Here is an 18,513-nt window from a genome sequence, read left to right as displayed (position 1 = left end):
GATCAATGGATGAAAAAAGTTTTCGACTTTTAATTATATTATTGCATCGTTATGCCCTTTAGCCATAACATTCGCTGGCATATAGTGCTTAGTGAAGTATGAACTTAGCACTATAGCCCATATTTTTCTGAAAGAAAAATATGTTTACTATCAAACAGTGGACTATATTGGCATATAAATCTTAGCGACAAAGGAGCTTAGAGTTATAACCAATATTCTGTAGGAATATGTTCCTCGGAAAATATACATGCAATATAATAATTTAAGAAAAAACGAAGTTTTTTTATCCTTCATTGAAAATTGATCATTGATAACTGAGAATTGCTAGACAAATTCTAGCTGTGCAAAACAGTTCCATTTTCATTAAAATAAAAAATAGGATTTTAAAATAAAATTAACTATTCTAAAATCCTATCTTTATTTTAATTATGTCTTATAATATTGCTAAAATTATAAAGTTTAATATAAATAATCCTGTTGATACCCATAAAATTGGATGAATTTCTTTTGTTTTTCCCTTACATACTTTCACTATACAATAGAATATAAATCCACTTGCTATTCCATATGAAATACTATAACATAATGCCATAAATATTGCTGCGAAGAATGCTGGAATTGCTTCCTCTAAGTCATCCCATTTTATTTCTTTAAATGAAGCTAGCATCATAATTCCTACAACAATTAATGCTGGTGCAGTTGCTTGTGCTGGAACTATTCCTATTACTGGAGCTAAAAACATACTAAGCAAGAATAATATTGCTGTAACTACTGCTGTTAATCCAGTACGTCCACCTGCTCCAATACCAGCTGCACTTTCAACATATGTTGTTGTATTAGATGTACCTAAAATTGCTCCTATTGAAGTGGCAATAGAATCAGCAAATAAAGCTTTATCCATTTTTGATTTGAATCCTGATCCATTTTCTAATGCTTTTTGGTCTTCTGCACTAAAGATTCCTGTACGACGTCCTGTACCAATAAAAGTACCAAGCGTATCAAATGTATCTGATAAACTAAATGCAAAAATAGTCATTAATACTAATGGAATTTTCGAACTATCTGAGAATAGTGAAAGCATTCCCTTTGAACCAAATGCTACTCCAAATGTTTGTCCTAATTGTCCAAATGATTCTCCTAATCCTGCGCTTGTACCTATTGCTGATAAATCCACAACTCCCATTGGAATTCCTATAATTGTTGTAGCTGCAATCCCTATAATAATAGCGCCTTTAACATTTAATATTAATAAAACTGTCATAATAGCTAGTCCTATAACTGCAAGTAAAACCCCTGGAGTATTAAAGTTAACTAAAGCTGGAACTGCACTACTATTTGCAACTACTGTTCCACTGTCAAGTGCTGTATATGTACCTGGATCAGATGTGAAATTAATTAATCCTGCATTCTTAACACCGATATATGCTATGAATATACCAATTCCACCTCCAATAGCATTTTGAATACTTTCTGGAATTGCCTTAATAATTAATTTACGAACCTTTGTTATTGTTATTAAAATATTAATCATACCGCAAATAAATACCATTGCTAAAGCTTGTTGCCATGTGAAACCTAATGCTCCACAAACAGTAAAAGTAAAAAATGCATTAAGTCCCATTCCTGGAGCCTGCGCATAAGGAACATTTGCAAATAGTCCCATAACTAAAGTACCTACTGCTGATGCAATAATTGTAGCTAAAAATATAGCACCTGTTGGCATTGGATTATCAGCTGTTCCTGCCAAGCTTAGCATTGAAGGATTAACAAAAATTATGTATGCCATAGCAAAAAATGTTGTTATACCAGCCATAAGTTCTGTAGAAAGATCTGTTTTATTTTCTTTTAATTTAAAAAATTTTTCCATTTTTAGTCCCCTTCTAATCACAAATTTTATTCTATTAAATTTTATTTAAATAAATAAAGCAAAATATACTGAAGCCGCTGATTAACTTCATCATTTTATTTTACTAACGTTCATAAACATTTTACACTATAATGTTCGTATATAATGTTAAAATTAAGTTAAATTTTGACGAAATATCTTTTTACTTCCTTTAAATTAGCTTAGAAATATAAAAATATCCATAAACTATTTACTTTTCAAAAGTTATCTCAAGGTAAAGGCAAATAATAATCAATTTACTATTGTTTAATATACATAAGTTTTATTGTTGATATATTCAGATTATGATAAAATAATCATGATATTTTTGAAAATCACACATTTTGCATAATTTTACTATAGAGGAGAGGTTCTTTAATGAAAATATTAAAATCAACCCCAAAACAAGACGGTTTTTACATGCCTGCTGAATTTGAAATTCATGAAGGATGTATAATGATTTGGCCAGAACGTACTGATTCTTGGCAATATGGAGCAGTTGCCGCTAGAAAAGCTTTTACAGAAGTCGCTACCGCTATTTCAAAATCTGAAAACGTAACTGTCTGTGCTAGTGAAATCCAATATGATACTGCAAGAGAAATGCTTCCTGACCATATACGTGTTGTAGAAATGTCTAGTAATGACTCATGGGCTAGAGATTATGCACCTACTTTCGTAAAAAACCATAATGGTGATATTCGCGGTGTTGATTGGTACTTCAATGCATGGGGAGGTTTAGTTGATGGTCTATATTTTCCATGGGATAAAGACAATAAAATGGCAAGAAAATTATGTGATTTATATAATGTAGACACATACAATGCAAGACATTTTGTATGCGAAGGTGGATCTATTCATGTAGATGGACAAGGTACTGCTTTAGTTACCGAAGCTTGTCTTCTAAGTCAAGGACGTAATCCTAAAATGACAAAAGATGAAATAGAAGAAACTCTTAAAAATTATTTAGGTGTAGAAAAAGTAATTTGGTTAAAGTATGGAATATATAATGATGAAACAAATGAACACGTAGATAATATTTGTGCTTTTACAGCACCTGGAGAAGTTGTTCTTGCATGGACAGATAATAAAAACGATCCTCAATATAAAATGTCAAAAAGTTGTTTAGATATACTTGAAAATGAAATTGATGCTAAAGGACGTAAAATAATTGTTCATAAGCTTCCACTACCTTCTCCTGTATACATAAGTAAAGAAGAATGTGAAGGTCTTGAAAATATGGATGGTGAGCCAACGAGGGTTGATGGTGAACGTTTGGCTGCCTCATATGTTAATTTCTATATTGCAAATGATGCAATAGTAATGCCTGGATTTAATGATCCTATGGATATGGTTGCAAAAGAAAAGCTTCAAAAATTATTTCCTACAAGAGAAGTAATTCAAATTTACGCAAGAGATATATTAATCGGTGGTGGAAATATACACTGTATAACTCAACAGATTCCAAAGGGAGGTAAATAATATGACTAGAAAAATTAAGGTTGCTGCTATTCAAATGTCTTGTGGTACTGATAGAAATGGTAATTTAGATAAAGCCGAAAAATTTGTTCGTGATGCCGCAAAACAAGGTGCTCAAATAATCCTTCTTCCTGAGTTATTTGAAACACAATATTTTTGTCAGGAAAAAAACTACAATTATTATAATCTAGCTACATCAGTTGATGAAAATCCTGCAATTCAAAGATTATCAAAAGTTGCAAAAGAGTTAAAAATAGTTCTACCAATCAGCTTTTATGAAAGTGCTGGAAATACAACTTTTAATTCAATTGCAGTTATTGATGCAGATGGAACAAATTTAGGTATATATAGAAAGACTCATATTCCAGATGATCACTTTTATCAAGAAAAATTCTATTTTACTCCAGGAGATACTGGCTTTAAAGTATTTAAAACTGCTTATGCAAATATTGGAGTTGGAATCTGTTGGGATCAATGGTTCCCTGAAGCTGCAAGATGTATGGCTCTTTTAGGTGCAGAGATATTATTTTATCCTACTGCAATTGGCTCAGAACCAATATTAGACTGTGATAGTATGCCTCATTGGAGGCGCTGTATGCAAGGGCACGCTGCTTCAAATATTATGCCAGTTATAGCAGCTAATAGAATTGGCTTAGAAAAAGTGACTCCAAGTGAAGATAACTCTAATCAAGAATCTTCTTTAAATTTCTATGGTTCATCATTTATTACTAATGAAACTGGTGAAATCATAGAAAGTTCCGACCGCACAACTGAAACAGTGTTAATTTCTGAATTTGATTTAGATCATATTCGAAACATGAGATTGAGCTGGGGTGTATTTAGAGATAGACGACCTGAATGCTATTTTCCTATTACTAGACCAATTACAAATAACACCACTTTACAATAAAATATAAGAATATAGGAATATGTATTCCTATATTCTTATATTCTTAAAACATCTTCTTAATTAACATACTTTATAGTTTTCAATAAAGTTAATACAATCTAAAGCTTTATTCGTTATATGTTGTATTTATTTAAATCATTCTTAAAGTTCTCAGTTATATCTTTGAAATCAGATATATTATCCATTAATTTTTTAATTTCATTAGTATAAGTTGTTACATTAGCACTTACTTCTTCTGATGATGCTGAGTTTTCTTCTGCAATTGCTGCTAAGGATTCTATACTCTCATAAACACTATTTATAGAATCAGCTTCAGTATTTAGTTTATTTATAGTTTCTATCATAGAAGTTGCTACTATTTGTATTGATTTATTTGCTTCAAAACTTATATTTCTTACATTTTCTAAGTTAGTAGTTTCATTTTCCAATACGCCATATTGGTCATCTATATTATCTACTAATGATTTTATCTCATGTACAAACTGCTTTAGGTTAGAGTTTATCTCTTCAACAGCGTCTTTAGATTGTTCAGCTAACTTTCTTATTGAATCAGCAACAACAGCAAAACCTTTGCCTTGTTCTCCAGCTCTTGCTGCTTCTATAGAAGCATTTAATGCTAAAAGATTTGTCTGTTCTGCTATTCCTGATACTATTGATACAATGTTATTTATATCATTTGCTTTTTCTTCAAGATTACCACCTTTAACCCTAACTTCATTAAACTTTTGTAATGAATTAGTAATATTATTACTTGCATTATTTACATTTTCATAACTATTATTTATTTTTCCAATAGCATCTTCAAGTTGTGATTTGTTGTCATTTTCCTTTTTAACTATCTGTCTTAAATCTTGAATATTTTCATGTAATGACTGTACTGCATTATCTGTATTTTGAGCTTGAGTAACAGCACCTTCTGCAACTTGTTCAACTACACCACTTATTTCATTTGATGTGTGATTCATAGAATCTGATATTACATTTATTTTATTTATAAATGTATTCATCTCATCTGTAACGCCTTTAAAACCTACAAAATCAGTTTGTATATTATTCCTATGTTTTTTTATATACATATATATATCTTCAAAGAAATCATTAGTTTTAATTGTTCCATCAACACTATATTGATTATTTATTAATCTTTCAATTTCTTCTTTCAATGCATTTATAGGTCTAATCATTAATGAAACCCCAATAATACTTGAAATTCCACCTATAGCGCTTGCGATTATTCCATTTTTTAAGCCTATGATAGGTAACATGATTAAAAATGATATTATAAAATTAAATATTCCAACTTTAACTCCAAAACTTTTTATAAATCCAAACGAAAATAATCTATTAAAAATATAATTTCTATTGTAATATATATCTTTATCAAAAGTTAACTTTAAAGTAAGTTCGTTACTAGCTTTAGATAATTCTTCTGTCTTAATCTTTTCATTAAAATAAATACATGCCCCTTCAAGCATTCCGATAAAATAATCAAACATTCCTCTATCAGATCTATAAGTAAAAATAGCTTCTCTTGCTGAAATTGGCTCAATTTCAACTATTGGTGGTTTTGATCCTGCAAATCTCTTTGTCATTACAACATGTATATCAAATAATGACTTTAGAAATGAATATAAATTATCGTGTATAAAAAAAGCAGGATAGTCCTGACTGAAAGATACTATATTATCATGTCCAATTTTCTTCCAAAGCTCTCCAACTTTCATATTTTCTTTTTCTGCTAGATACTGTATTATTTTTTTGATTTCTTGATCATCAACATTTTCAAGTGGAGAAAATATTCTTTTACTTCCCCAGCCCACGTATTCCATTGCTTCATCAACTATTGAATCATCAAATAATTTCCTGTTGGTTTTCATCCATGTTGCTACAACAGTTCCCTTCATTTTGATACCTCCTATTATAATAATTTTATATTTTTTACTTATTTTAAGTTTATATCTTTACATTGGTATTGTCACTAAAATTCTTCGTTATATTATATACAATATAACATGATATTTTAATATGAATATAATGAAAAAGATGACTTATCCTCAGCAGAAAAGTCATCTTTTAAGCTCAATTAATTAATTTTTAATATCTATATATCTTTTCTAGATTTAATTATTGTTAAAAATTAAACTATCAATGGTAAAAATTATATTGATATTGTTATTTTATATTAATAATATCAATCTTTATTTTAATATTTCATCTGCTAATTTTCTCATATTTTCAAAATCTTTTTCTTTGGCTACAGATTTTATAGTAACAACTGAGTCACAAATTGTTAAATCTCTCATTTTTTCTAATATGCCTTCCATGGTCTTTGCTGCCATTGGTGCCCATGAACCATTTTCAATTATACCAACAGTTCTCTTCTGGTAATTTTTGCTCTTTAAGTGTAATAAAAATTCTTCCATACATGGGAATACGCCACCATCATAAGTAGCTCCAGCTAAAATTAATTTATCATAAATAAAAGCATTTGTTACTGCTTCTGACATATCTTGTCTTGATAAATCAAATAAAACTACCTTCTTAGCTCCTTTTTCCTCTAGTATTGAAGCCATTTTTTTAGCAGCATTCGCAGTGTTTCCATGAATTGATGCATAAGCTACTAATACGCCATCTTCCTCTGGTTCATATTTACTCCAAGTATTATATTTATCTATATAGTAAGAAAGATTTTCTTTTAAAATAGGGCCATGTAATGGACAAATAGTCTTTATATCTAATGTAGCCGCTTTTTTTAATAACACCTGAACAGGAGAACCATATTTCCCTACTATATTTAAATAGTATCTTCTAGCCTCATCAATCCATTCATCTTCTACATCAAGTGCGCCAAATTTACCAAATCCATCTGCTGAAAATAGTATCTTTTCTGTTTTTTCATATTCAACCATAACTTCTGGCCAGTGAACCATAGGCGCCATAAAAAATTGTAATGTATGATCTCCTAAATTTAGTTCATCTCCTTCTGCAACCAAAAGTGTTTTTCCTGTAATATCCACGTCAAAAAATTGAGGAAGCATATCGAATGTTTTTTTATTTCCAACTAACTTCATATCAGGATATCTTTCTATAAGATTTTGAATGTTTGCTGAGTGATCTGGCTCTAAGTGCGAAATTACAAGATAGTCTACAGTTCGTCCATCAAGTGTCTTTTCAAGATTTGCAATCCACTCATCTGTTGCTCTAGAATCGACTGTATCCATAATTGCAACTTTTTTATCAAGGATTACATACGAATTGTAAGAAACACCATTAGGTATTTTATATTGGCTTTCAAATAAATCAAGTGTCTTATCATTTACCCCTATATACTTAATGGAATCTGAAATATTAATATCTGTCATACTTTATAGTACCTCCCTTTAGTAAATCATTACTTAAAATAATATTAATTAATAAATAATATATAATATTATTTATTATATTTTCCTTTAATAATTCTATAATCTAAAATAATTCCCTTGTAATTTTTTATCATTATAAATATATAAAATATCTTTTTTGTTATTAATTATATAATACTACAATATAATGAAAATTACTAGATTAAATATTAATCAATATTAATTCTTTATATTAACTAATATTGCAAAAAAAGCGCAAATTATGTATATAACTTTTTATATTAAGAAATTATATTTTACTTTCATAAAATAAAAACTCAAAGTTCAACTAAGTCTTTGAGCTTTTATTTTATATTCTACATTATTAATTTTTTATAATTTATTTAACCCATGCTCCGTTACTTCCAACATAGTATCCATCAACATAAGTGTTTGCTGCCATTGAACCATCAGCATTTAAGTAATACCATGTTCCATTGTCATTTAACCAGCCTGTTTTCATTGCCCCACTCGATTGTAAGAAATACCACTTTCCTCCTACTTTCTGCCATCCTTTTGTCATAGCACCACTAGTACTCATAAAGTACCATGTTCCTCCAACATTTTGCCATCCTGTTGTCATGGCACCATTAGCATTCATTAAATACCATTTTCCTTCTATTTGTTGCCATCCTTTTAATGCTTGTCCGTTAACATCTCCAAGATACCATGTTCCATCTACTTGTTGCCACCCTGTTGCTGGCACACCTTCTGCATTTACAAGTTTTATGCTTCCATCTGCATTTTGCTGCATTGCTGCTGTACTACCTTGAGATACGGTAACATTTGAATATGTATTATTGTTATTACTTGATGTTGAGCTATTAGAAGAATTACTTGATGATGATCCCCCTGATGAACTACTACTTCCACCACTTGACGATTTTTTACTTATCTTTCCTGTAATAGTTTCCACAGAATTTTCACTATTAGATACTACTAATTTTATGTATTTATATGCATCATCATTCTGTAATTTATATGCTGAATTCGTACTAACTAATGTTTCAGAAACTGAACCTACTCTATCTACTCTATACCATTTATATGCTAAATCTGAATTCACCTCATTCCCATTAATATCTTTAACATTTGCACTTAAAGTATTTCCAACTTTTTCATTCCCTTTAATTTCCACAGATGATAATTCAACTGCTGAAGGTGTTGTTACTGTTCCTCCATCTGGTGGATTTGGTATTCCTGGATTATTTGGTACAATTAAAGAAATTTTTGTTGTATACTCAAGCGAGCCAATCTTATATTCTTTACCATCCTTATTAAATGAAAAATCCTTTGTTCTAACTGTAAGTGTAACAAAATCATCATTATCATTATCATGTTCTATAAGCCATCCACATTCATAAAGATTTTGACCATCTTTTAATGGTACATCTGTATCTATGTCTAACCCCTGTCCACTAATTTTAACATTTAATATTGTATGTTTGGATAATTCATCTCGTATACTTAATACTTGAAAATCTAGAGATGTATTACTTGGTATTTCTACCTCTATAGGTGCATTCAAGCTTACATCTGCAGTTTTTGTTATTCCTACCGCAGATGGTGTTGTTTCTATTATAGAAACATCAGATGCTAATTTTGTTCCTTGCTTTAAGATTTCCACCTTGTCATTTGTTTGATTACGTTCTACCGCAAATGCATTAACATCCAATAAATTTGTAGCCATTGCTCCTGATTGGAAAATAGTAGCTGCCGCTAAAGCAATTGCTGTTGTTTTAGTGTATTTTTTTCTAGCCATTCTTATTTTCTCCTCTCTAAACAATATATTTCGACATATATTTTACCATTTTACATATATAATTTAAATATTTTTTGTTAAAGAACTAGACTTTTCTTCATTATATATGTTTCAATAATAAAATTTCATTTAAGATGTTCACAAGCTAAGTAAATACCGCATAGAAAATATAGAAAAGTAATTTCAACATATATAAATTAAAATATTGTATTTTACTCTATCCATTCCCATACATCTGTGCCAGTGCCTAATTCCAAATGGCATTTAATAATTCCTAAATCTAATTTGGTATAAAGTGCAGTTAATGCCTTTGATCTTACCTTATTACCTTCTAAATTAATCAAAAACTTTTGCTTGTTCATTGACGTTGGCAATAGCATTGCTACTTACACGCTTTTTTCAAAACAAATCTGATATTTTCAATTAGCTTTATAACTCCTAAGCTCTATCTTTAAATTCTTTTTTATTATAGTGAATTCTTCTAAAATAAGTAGAAAATTTAAAAGTCAATCTTTTTATTATATAAACCTCTTGCTTAAATAACAATCTATGAATTAAATTTATTATTGAAAATATTAATTAAAAATTTTAGACTAGTTGTAAAATGAAATTGAACTAATAAAAAAATCCATAGTGATTATCTGTGTTATGATTTAATCGCCAAACAAAATCACACGGGGGATAATCACTATGAATCATCAAAATCATAACACAGAATCACGTAAAAATAAACATTTGAATTTCAAAGAACGTATGACTATTGAACTACGTCTTAAAGATGGATTTTCAGCATATAAGATAGCTAAAGAGCTTAACCGTCCAATTAATACTATTTTAAATGAGATACGTCGTGGCACAACTACACAGATAAAACAAGGAAACTACGTTGAAATGTATCTTGCAGATACTGGCGAATCTATTTATCAAAATAATCGCCAAAATTCCTGCCGTACATTTAAACGGCTAGAATGCAATGACTTCATTTACTATGCTGTTGATAAGATGAAGAATCACTCATGGTCGCCAGATGCATGTGTAGGTAACGCCCTTGCTAAAGGCAAGTTTCAACGCTCTCAAATAGTTTGCACTAAAACTTTATACAATTATATTGATCTTGGTCTGTTATCTGTTATTAATGCAGACTTACCAATGAAACTACGCAGAAATACCAAGCCAGCAAAAGTAAAGAAGCATAAGAAAAAACTAGGTACAAGTATTTCTGAACGTCCAAGTAATATCGATAATCGTGAAGAATTTGGACATTGGGAAATAGATACTGTTATTGGTGAAAAATCCAATAATGACTGTGTTCTTTTAACTATTCTTGAGCGCAAAACTAGGAATGCATTCATTCAAAAAATTGAATCTAAGACTGCTGAAGCAGTTACGGAAGCTCTTAATAATATCCGTAGCATATATGGTGAAAAGTTTAGTAAGGTTTTTAAAACTATAACAGGTGATAATGGCTCTGAGTTTGCTGATTTATCTAAATTAGAGATAGGCACAGATACAAAGGTATATTTTACTCATCCATATTCTTCATTTGAAAAAGGTACTAATGAACGTCATAATGGTTTAATACATCGATTTATCCCAAAGGGAAAACGCATATCAGATTATAGTTTAGAAGCCATTGCATTTATAGAAGATTGGATGAATACTCTTCCTAGGAAAATACTTAATTATAAAACTCCAGAAGAGTTATTTGAAATACACCTAGATCAAATATATGCAATTTAAGTAAATTCAAACATTTAAGTCATAAATGCAAATTAGTTCAATTTGTTATTGCAATTTATAATTAAAAATTTTATAATAAAAAAATAATAAATTTTGAAAAGCGTTCTATGAGTAAAGTAAAAACAATTTTAATAAAAAAGATGTAATTAGTCCTAGAGGTGTTGTTATACTCCAAAAGGAAAATTATTAAAATTAGATTTAGCTACTATAGATAGATTGAAAACACATAGGGTTTATTACGAAATTCTAAGGTCAGAAAATAACTTACCACAACTTGAACAAACTAAAAATACTTTTTCTAATGAAATTTCAATAAAAGAATATATGTTATCTGATAATGATATCTCACTTAATGTTCTAAAACATAATAATTCAACAAAATATGGTATTATTTTAGATATAATGAATGAATTTATTTTTGATGGTAAAAATGAGCAATAGTATTTATACTTCAAAACATTATTTAATGGTTATAATTGGTACTATTCACATTCTATAAATGTTGCTAGTATTGTTGCAGCGATTGGATTAGCCTTAGAATATACAACAGAATAGCTACATTCTTTGATATTAGGTTCTCTACTTCATGATATTGGTGTTATTCTTCTTCCTAAGAATATACTTCTAAAAGATAAAAATTTATTTACATCTGAAGAAAAAGCTATATTTGAAAAACACAATTCACTTGGATATGACATGGTAAAAGATTTATCTATACCAGAAGTATGTAAAAGAATTATATTAGACCATCATAAATTATTAAATGGAAATGGATATCCTAGTTCAGAAGATGATGAATTAAGCATAGAAAGTAAAATAGTAATAGTTTCTGACTATTTTGATTCTGAAGCAACAAGTGAAAAATCCCTAGAAGATATAATAATTTATCTTGTTAATAATCCAGATAAATTTCCTATTGAAATCGTATCAATTTAAAAAAATGAATTTAACCTTTAATATTTTTATTAGATACATTGCAATAGCAAATAAACTAATTTATATTTATGATTTATTCTATAAATATTTTCCGTATTCTGATTTTCTTCTTAGAAATAATAGATAACAAGAATGTACGAATATCTGTGAAAGTAAAAAATCCTTTAATTTCCCCTAAAATCTTTCCTTAAATTCTTTTTTTATTATAAGAAAATCTTCTAAATCATTTAAAAATTGAAAAAGCAATGCTCTATTTTCAAATTCTTCTCTATTTTTAGGTAATTCCATTCTTCTATATTCTTCCTTTAATAAAGTTAAATTCCTGATAAGCTCAATACAATCATTATCTGCATGTATATTAACAGCTACTTTGCGTGTAAACTCTGATAATATGCTAGTTTGCTCATATGTCATATAAAATCTAGAAAAATGTTTTTTCATTTTTTTTAATGTATCTAATTGTGCTATTCTCATCTCTATATAACATAAGTAATAATCCTGATTTCTAAAAAAGTAATTATTACTTATTCTTTGTGCCATAACCTTAGTTTCATAAATTAGTTTTTCAACAGCCCCAAATATTTTTTCTTCATTTCTCGATACAGCTTGAGTAATCAAGCTCGTGGATAAGTTTAACAATATTAATTTATACTGTTCCTCAATCTCATGCTTATTTTTTTCAAAATCCTCTTCCAAAGAAACATTATACAAATTAAACATCATTGCAACACTTATTCCTACTATTGTTAAGCCCACTTCATTTATGATCCACTGAATATTTATATTAGTACTTGTTAAAAGATGAGTAGATAAAACCGCACCTACAACCATCCCATCTTCGATTTTAAATCGTATTGTAATAGGAATAAATATTAATAAAAATAACCCAAATATGATTGGATTGTTTCCTAATAAAACATACAAAAGAAAAGATAAAAGTATAGCTATGATTGATGCTAAAAATCTTTTTACACTTACTATAACTGCTTCTTTTTTTGTATCTTGAATACTTAAAATTGAAATTATACCCGATGTCACTCCAAACTGGAATCCAATATAGCTTGATATTAATACTGATATAGTTGCCGACAATGCTATTTTAAAAGTTTTTGATTGTAAATATTTTATCATTAATATATCTCCTGATTCTTCTTGTTAATCTTATAATATATTAAGTTTAACATTATATTCTATAGTAAAGCTAAAAAAGCACTAAACATTTTTGTTTAGTGCTTTTTTAGAATAGCCTATGAGTGATTGTTAAAATAAACATCTAATGCATTGTTATAAAAGACCATTTTCATTTCCTCTTCATCAAATATATTGTATCGGATACACAAAAGATTTAATAATATCACTCTTATATTTAATTTAAATTAAAACAAGTTGTTCATTAAATAAATTATTTCGCAACATTGCCATATGAAGCTGCCCAGTTCATAATGCTAACTCCATTTTTATCTTTTGGATTATTATTTAATGTATAAATCCAAGACCAGTGATCATTATATTGAACTAATGAATTAATTCCATCTTGATTATAATCTTCTGCAAATTCCAACTTATTTGATTTTTCCCCTGTTTCACTTTGAACCTCTACTGTTTCATATAAAGATAATTTATATTTTCCATCCTTTGTTTCAGATGTAGTAAAGTCAGAATTTAGATCTTGTTTATATTCAGTTTTTGTTAATTCTTGTCCTTCAGTTAAAATATTAAATAAACGAACGGAACAATCTTCTGTTTTAACAGAGCTGTCTGTTTCACCTTGCACTAACCAAATAGCTGTATCAGAATTCTTCAATGATGATAATTCAGCATCAGTTGGAGTTTCTCCACCACGCTCAGTAGCAACATCTAATGCTGGACAACTTATCATTGCAGCTTTAAATAAATCTGGATAAGCAATTAACATTCTTGTTGTCATATATCCACCTGCTGAACATCCTGAAATATATACTTTTTCTGGATCGATATTTTTGGCTTTAATAACTTCATTTATTTCATTATATGCTTTTTTCAATAATTCATCCTTTTGAGCATTGTACCAAGTATCTGGTGCTTGGAATGCCATAACATGTGCTCCACCAAAAATTGCTTGTGTTTCATCTGTAGCCCAAGCAACTGTACCACGGTTACCTAACATTTGAGCAACATTATTGCCAGAAGATAGATAATCACCTTCACCATTTCCATGGAACCAAACTATTAATGAATCACTAGCTCCTGCATCATAGTATTGATAATTAATTCCGTTTTCAACTTTAACTGACTGAAATTTAGCTGTTTCAGCATTTATAACACTATTATTAGTAGTATAATTAGCTGTATATGATTCATCAATTACTACACCATTCTCATCAGTTAATATAATTGGCTTATTTTGTTTAATTGTATAAGTTAAATCTGCAGGGTAGTTTCTTGCTGAACTTAAGTAAGCTAATGTAGCTCCTTCTGATTCATCAAAATAAATAGTTACATATTGGCCATCAGTTTCTACTTTTACAATCTTACGATCAATATCATAATCACCATAACTAGTAACTGTAGTGCCTTTACGAATTCTATCTGTAGAAGCTTTAGCATGTACTGTAAATGTATCTTTATCTACTCCAGTAACCTTTCTTGCATCACCAAAATTAATTACAACCTTCGAAACACTCTCACCAGCATCAGTAACTTCTGAGTATACTTTACCAACATACGTAACATTAGTTGCTGCAAGTGTTGGCGTGTAATAACTTGTTACACACACAGCCAAAGTCAAGGCCATTGTTAATAATTTTTTAATTTTTTTCATATGTTCATTCCTCCAACTTTAATATTATTTTATGTACTCTTTTATCTTCAGCTAATACTATGGTAAAAGAGTCTACTATATTTCCAGTAATAACTGAAAATTTATTAGGCTAATTATATCTTATTATCTAAACTTACTTCTCCACTTACATGAAGAACTAAGATTAGTAGTACTCCCTATAAAATCGTTTAAAAAAATAATTTAACTGTAGATTTATTTCATTCCAGATATTATGAGTAATATCTAAACTACTCATAATATCTACAATCAATAATTTTCATAAACTAAATTATATTACCACTGTTAGTAGGTCTTCTTTGAAATCTATTTCTTTTTTATCACTTTCTATAACATCTAAATAATTGTCTGAATTTGTTATTATTACTGGTGTAATTAAAGAATATCCTTCTTTTTCAATTGCATTAATATCAAACTCTAATAAAACTTGTCCTTTTTTAATTACATCACCTTGTTTAGCTTTCAATGTGAAGTGTTTTCCTTCTAGTTTTACAGTATCCATACCAACATGTATTAATATTTCTGCTCCATTATTAGTTGTAATTCCCATAGCGTGTCCTGTTGGGAAGAATGTTGTAAGCACTCCATCTGCTGGTGCTACAACCTTACCCTCTGTTGGCATTATTGCTATACCTTTACCTAATGCACCACAAGCAAACGCTTCATCTTCAACATTTTTTAGTTCTGTTAATTTTCCTTTTAATGGGCTTGAAATAACTTCTTGTTTAACTAATGTATTTTCACTATTTTGTGAATTACCTTTATTAGAACTATCATCTTTCATATCACTTGGATCTAATTTTACAAATAGCATTGCTAAGAATCCTAAAACTAATCCTACTACTGATGCTATTAATATTCCATAGAATTCCATATTGAATCCATCTGGTCCCATAAATGTTGGTATAACAAAAACCCCCATACCACCTATTGAATATGCTTTTGAACCACAAAGTCCTAAGATTCCACCTGTTACAGCACCTATTATACAACTAACTACAAATGGTTTCTTTCTTGGTAATGTAATACCATAAATTGCTGGTTCAGTAACACCAAAAAATCCTGAAATAATTGATGGTATGCATAATGATTTTAACTTTTTATTCTTTGCTTTTAATGCTATTGCAATAACAACACCTGTTTGAGCAAAACATACTGCAAAAGAAGTCGCAACTACTGTATCATATCCAATAACAGATACGTTATTAATTGCTATTGGAACTAAGCCCCAATGTAAACCAAACATAACAAATATTTGCCAAAAACCACCTATAAATAAACCTGCTACAACTGGACTTAAGTTATAAATTGCCATTGTAATACTTCCAAGTCCATTACTTGCATAAGATGCTATAGGTCCTATTACTAAGAATGTTAATGGAACTACTATCAATAATGTAAATAAAGGAACTATGAAAGTTTTAATAACGTCTGGAATAATTTTCTTACATAACTTTTCAACATAAGATGCAAAATAAATTGAAAGTATTATTGGAATAACAGTTGAAGTATATCCACTTGATGGCATTACAACTGGAATACCAAAGAAATCAATTGTCTGACCTGCAAAGCCTACTATTGTAGGATAAACAAGAGTTGCACCTATTGCCATAGCTGTAAATTGATTTACATTGAACTTTTTAGATGCTGTAAATCCTAAGAATATTGGGAAGAAATAAAATAAGCAATCTCCAATTGACTGTAATATTGTGTAAGTTCCACTTTGATCGCTTAAGAAACCTAAAGCAACAAACATTGATAAAAGACCTTTAATCATACCAGTTGCACATAACACGCCAAGTGTTGGCTGGAAAACTCCTGATACAACATCTATGAATTTATCAAATAAATTCATTTTTTCTGAAGAATCATCTCCAGCTCCTTCACTAAATCCTCCAACTGCAACTACATCTGCATAAACATCTGGGACATGATTTCCTATAACTACTTGATACTGTCCACCACTTTGAACAACTGTAACTACACCATCCATATTTTTCAATACATCTGTATTAGCCTTTTTTTCATCTTTTAACTTAAAACGCAATCTAGTTACACAGTGAGTTAAGGAGTTAACGTTTTCCTTGCCTCCAACATTTTTAATTATTTCTTTTGCAAGATTTTCATATTTCATAAGCAATCGCTCCTTTTCAATTAATCATAATCTTAGGCATTATCAAAAACATAACAAGTCATCTGCCTATCTATTTTCCATCATACTTCTTCAGTAAATTGCCATAATAGACCCAGCTATGATGGCAATCTACTTCATTGTCTGATGAAAAATATTCTCGGCATATTTGGACTTGTTATTTTCTTTCATATGCCTTATATACAAAAAGGCAAGACCTAAAATTTAACAATACTCAAATTACTTTTGTATTCTTAAGCTTCTGGTCTTGCCTGATTTAACAGTAACAATCCTAAATATTTAATTATTTCTATTTACCTATTTACAACACGCTTAATATGAAGTGTCAAATAAAGCTGTTCTTCATGACTTAACTCTATATTTAAATATTTTTCTATCTTAAGCATGCACTTATAAGCATCTTTATATTTTTCCTTTACTTGTGGTAAAAGAAAGTCTTCATTTTCATCTCTATACATCTCTTTATTATTAACTCTTTTAAAGAAGAATCTTAAATGAGTAATAAATCTTTCATAACTTAAAGATTTTTCATCTAATTCAATATCATAGGTATATTTTACAATATTCAGTATATCTTGAATCTTTTTAGTCATATCATAAGCAGTGTCAATTTTATTATTTTTTTCATTAAGCTGAGCTGTTATTAAGTGGAGTGCAATATTTCCAGCTTCTTCTTCATTAATCTTTTTACCAGTCTCACTTTCAATAAACTCCAAAGCTTTTAATCCAATATTGTATTCCTTAGGATAAAACTTTTTTATTTCCCAAATTAATATATTGGGTCTTTCTATTCCTTCATCAAATAACTTTAATGTATAGCTTATATGATCAGTTAATGTTACATAGATATAATCGTTAAGTTCACAGTTTAACATGTTCTTTGCATATTCTACAATGTCATAGCATAATGATATTTGTTCTGTAGGAATGTCTTCTAAAAGCATTTTAAACTTTTCCAAAGTATCCTTTTCTTTTAAAATAAAAGTTTTTTCTATTAGTGATTCATCTATTTCATCGCCAACTTTTTTTTTAAATGCAAGTCCACATCCAATAATAACAGCATCCCTTCCATTGTCTTCTTTAGCCATAACTGCATTATTGTTAAAAATCTTATCTATCTTCAATACACATCACCTCACATTCCATTCTATACTTGACTATATATTTTAAAATAAAAAACCTTAATTAATCAAAAGAAATAAATAGTATATTTCTTCTCATTAATTAAGGTATAGCCTGATCGAATCAGTAACAATCCCGACTTAATGTAATCGTTTATCTTGGTTTTATTATAATTTTTTTACAATGGCTTGTCAATACTTTTTTTATAAATTTATATGATTTTATACAAAAATCTTTTTTACTTTTGAATCAAATTCTAAATTTTAATGCTTTACTTTAGGCACATAAAAGAAAGAGCTGCGACATAAAGA

14 protein-coding genes are annotated in these 18,513 nt (G+C 29.0%); 5 read left to right on the top strand and 9 right to left on the bottom strand.

Features of this window, described 5'->3' with window-relative positions:
• Positions 1-433: 433 nt before the first annotated feature.
• A complete protein-coding gene (locus BN2920_RS05395) occupies positions 434-1,867 on the bottom strand; it encodes an NCS2 family permease (RefSeq protein WP_058293991.1) in 1,434 nt (477 codons plus the stop codon).
• Positions 1,868-2,263: 396 nt separating this feature from the next.
• Between BN2920_RS05395 and aguA the strand changes: the two genes are divergently transcribed.
• Together aguA and aguB are read left to right on the top strand one after the other, a co-directional pair.
• Positions 2,264-3,364, top strand: a complete 1,101-nt coding sequence (gene aguA / locus BN2920_RS05390) for an agmatine deiminase (RefSeq protein WP_058293990.1) — start codon at positions 2,264-2,266, stop codon at positions 3,362-3,364.
• A gap of 1 nt (position 3,365) precedes the next feature.
• Positions 3,366-4,271: an N-carbamoylputrescine amidase gene (aguB, locus tag BN2920_RS05385; RefSeq protein ID WP_058293989.1), complete on the top strand. Its 906-nt coding sequence runs from the start codon at positions 3,366-3,368 to the stop codon at positions 4,269-4,271.
• A gap of 113 nt (positions 4,272-4,384) precedes the next feature.
• Here the strand turns inward: aguB and BN2920_RS05380 are convergent, their stop codons facing one another.
• From BN2920_RS05380 to BN2920_RS20890, 4 genes are all read right to left on the bottom strand, one after another.
• The gene (locus tag BN2920_RS05380) at positions 4,385-6,175 is read right to left on the bottom strand and encodes a heme NO-binding domain-containing protein (RefSeq protein WP_058293988.1); all 1,791 of its coding nucleotides are present in this window, start codon (positions 6,173-6,175) and stop codon (positions 4,385-4,387) included.
• Positions 6,176-6,469: 294 nt separating this feature from the next.
• Positions 6,470-7,633 carry an FprA family A-type flavoprotein gene (locus BN2920_RS05375; RefSeq protein WP_058293987.1) on the bottom strand — a complete coding sequence of 388 codons (1,164 nt, stop codon included), beginning with the start codon at positions 7,631-7,633 and terminating at the stop codon, positions 6,470-6,472.
• Positions 7,634-8,012: 379 nt separating this feature from the next.
• Complete coding sequence (locus BN2920_RS05370) at positions 8,013-9,434, bottom strand: N-acetylmuramoyl-L-alanine amidase family protein (protein ID WP_058293986.1); 1,422 nt, start codon at positions 9,432-9,434, stop codon at positions 8,013-8,015.
• Between the two features lie 212 nt (positions 9,435-9,646).
• Positions 9,647-9,814, bottom strand: coding sequence for a nitroreductase family protein (locus BN2920_RS20890; protein WP_083498715.1), 168 nt, complete (start codon positions 9,812-9,814; stop codon positions 9,647-9,649).
• A 310-nt stretch (positions 9,815-10,124) separates the two neighbouring features.
• Here BN2920_RS20890 and BN2920_RS05365 point away from each other — a divergent pair, with 310 nt between their 5' ends.
• From BN2920_RS05365 to BN2920_RS05355, 3 genes are all read left to right on the top strand, one after another.
• Positions 10,125-11,174, top strand: coding sequence for an IS30 family transposase (locus BN2920_RS05365; RefSeq protein ID WP_058293985.1), 1,050 nt, complete (start codon positions 10,125-10,127; stop codon positions 11,172-11,174).
• A 216-nt stretch (positions 11,175-11,390) separates the two neighbouring features.
• On the top strand, positions 11,391-11,615 hold the full coding sequence (locus BN2920_RS05360; RefSeq protein ID WP_058293984.1) for a hypothetical protein: 225 nt from the start codon (positions 11,391-11,393) through the stop codon (positions 11,613-11,615).
• 123 nt (positions 11,616-11,738) lie between these two features.
• Entirely contained in the window at positions 11,739-12,110 is a 372-nt protein-coding gene (locus BN2920_RS05355) for an HD-GYP domain-containing protein (RefSeq protein WP_058293983.1), read from the top strand.
• Between the two features lie 174 nt (positions 12,111-12,284).
• On the opposite strand, the gene BN2920_RS05350 is transcribed toward BN2920_RS05355, so the two are convergent.
• From BN2920_RS05350 to licT, 4 genes are all read right to left on the bottom strand, one after another.
• Positions 12,285-13,241: an aromatic acid exporter family protein gene (locus tag BN2920_RS05350; protein ID WP_058293982.1), complete on the bottom strand. Its 957-nt coding sequence runs from the start codon at positions 13,239-13,241 to the stop codon at positions 12,285-12,287.
• A 271-nt stretch (positions 13,242-13,512) separates the two neighbouring features.
• Complete coding sequence (locus BN2920_RS05345; RefSeq protein ID WP_083498714.1) at positions 13,513-14,910, bottom strand: prolyl oligopeptidase family serine peptidase; 1,398 nt, start codon at positions 14,908-14,910, stop codon at positions 13,513-13,515.
• Between the two features lie 289 nt (positions 14,911-15,199).
• Positions 15,200-17,062 (bottom strand): beta-glucoside-specific PTS transporter subunit IIABC, encoded by a 1,863-nt coding sequence (locus BN2920_RS05340; protein WP_058293981.1) that lies wholly within the window; start codon positions 17,060-17,062, stop codon positions 15,200-15,202.
• 311 nt (positions 17,063-17,373) lie between these two features.
• On the bottom strand, positions 17,374-18,204 hold the full coding sequence (licT, locus tag BN2920_RS05335; protein ID WP_058293980.1) for a BglG family transcription antiterminator LicT: 831 nt from the start codon (positions 18,202-18,204) through the stop codon (positions 17,374-17,376).
• Positions 18,205-18,513: the final 309 nt, after the last annotated feature.

The sequence above is a fragment of the Clostridium neonatale genome, from assembly GCF_001458595.1.
Taxonomy (GTDB): Bacteria; Bacillota; Clostridia; order Clostridiales; family Clostridiaceae; genus Clostridium; species Clostridium neonatale.
Note: the sequence above shows the minus strand (reverse complement) of the source record. Positions and strands in the feature narration are given on the sequence as shown.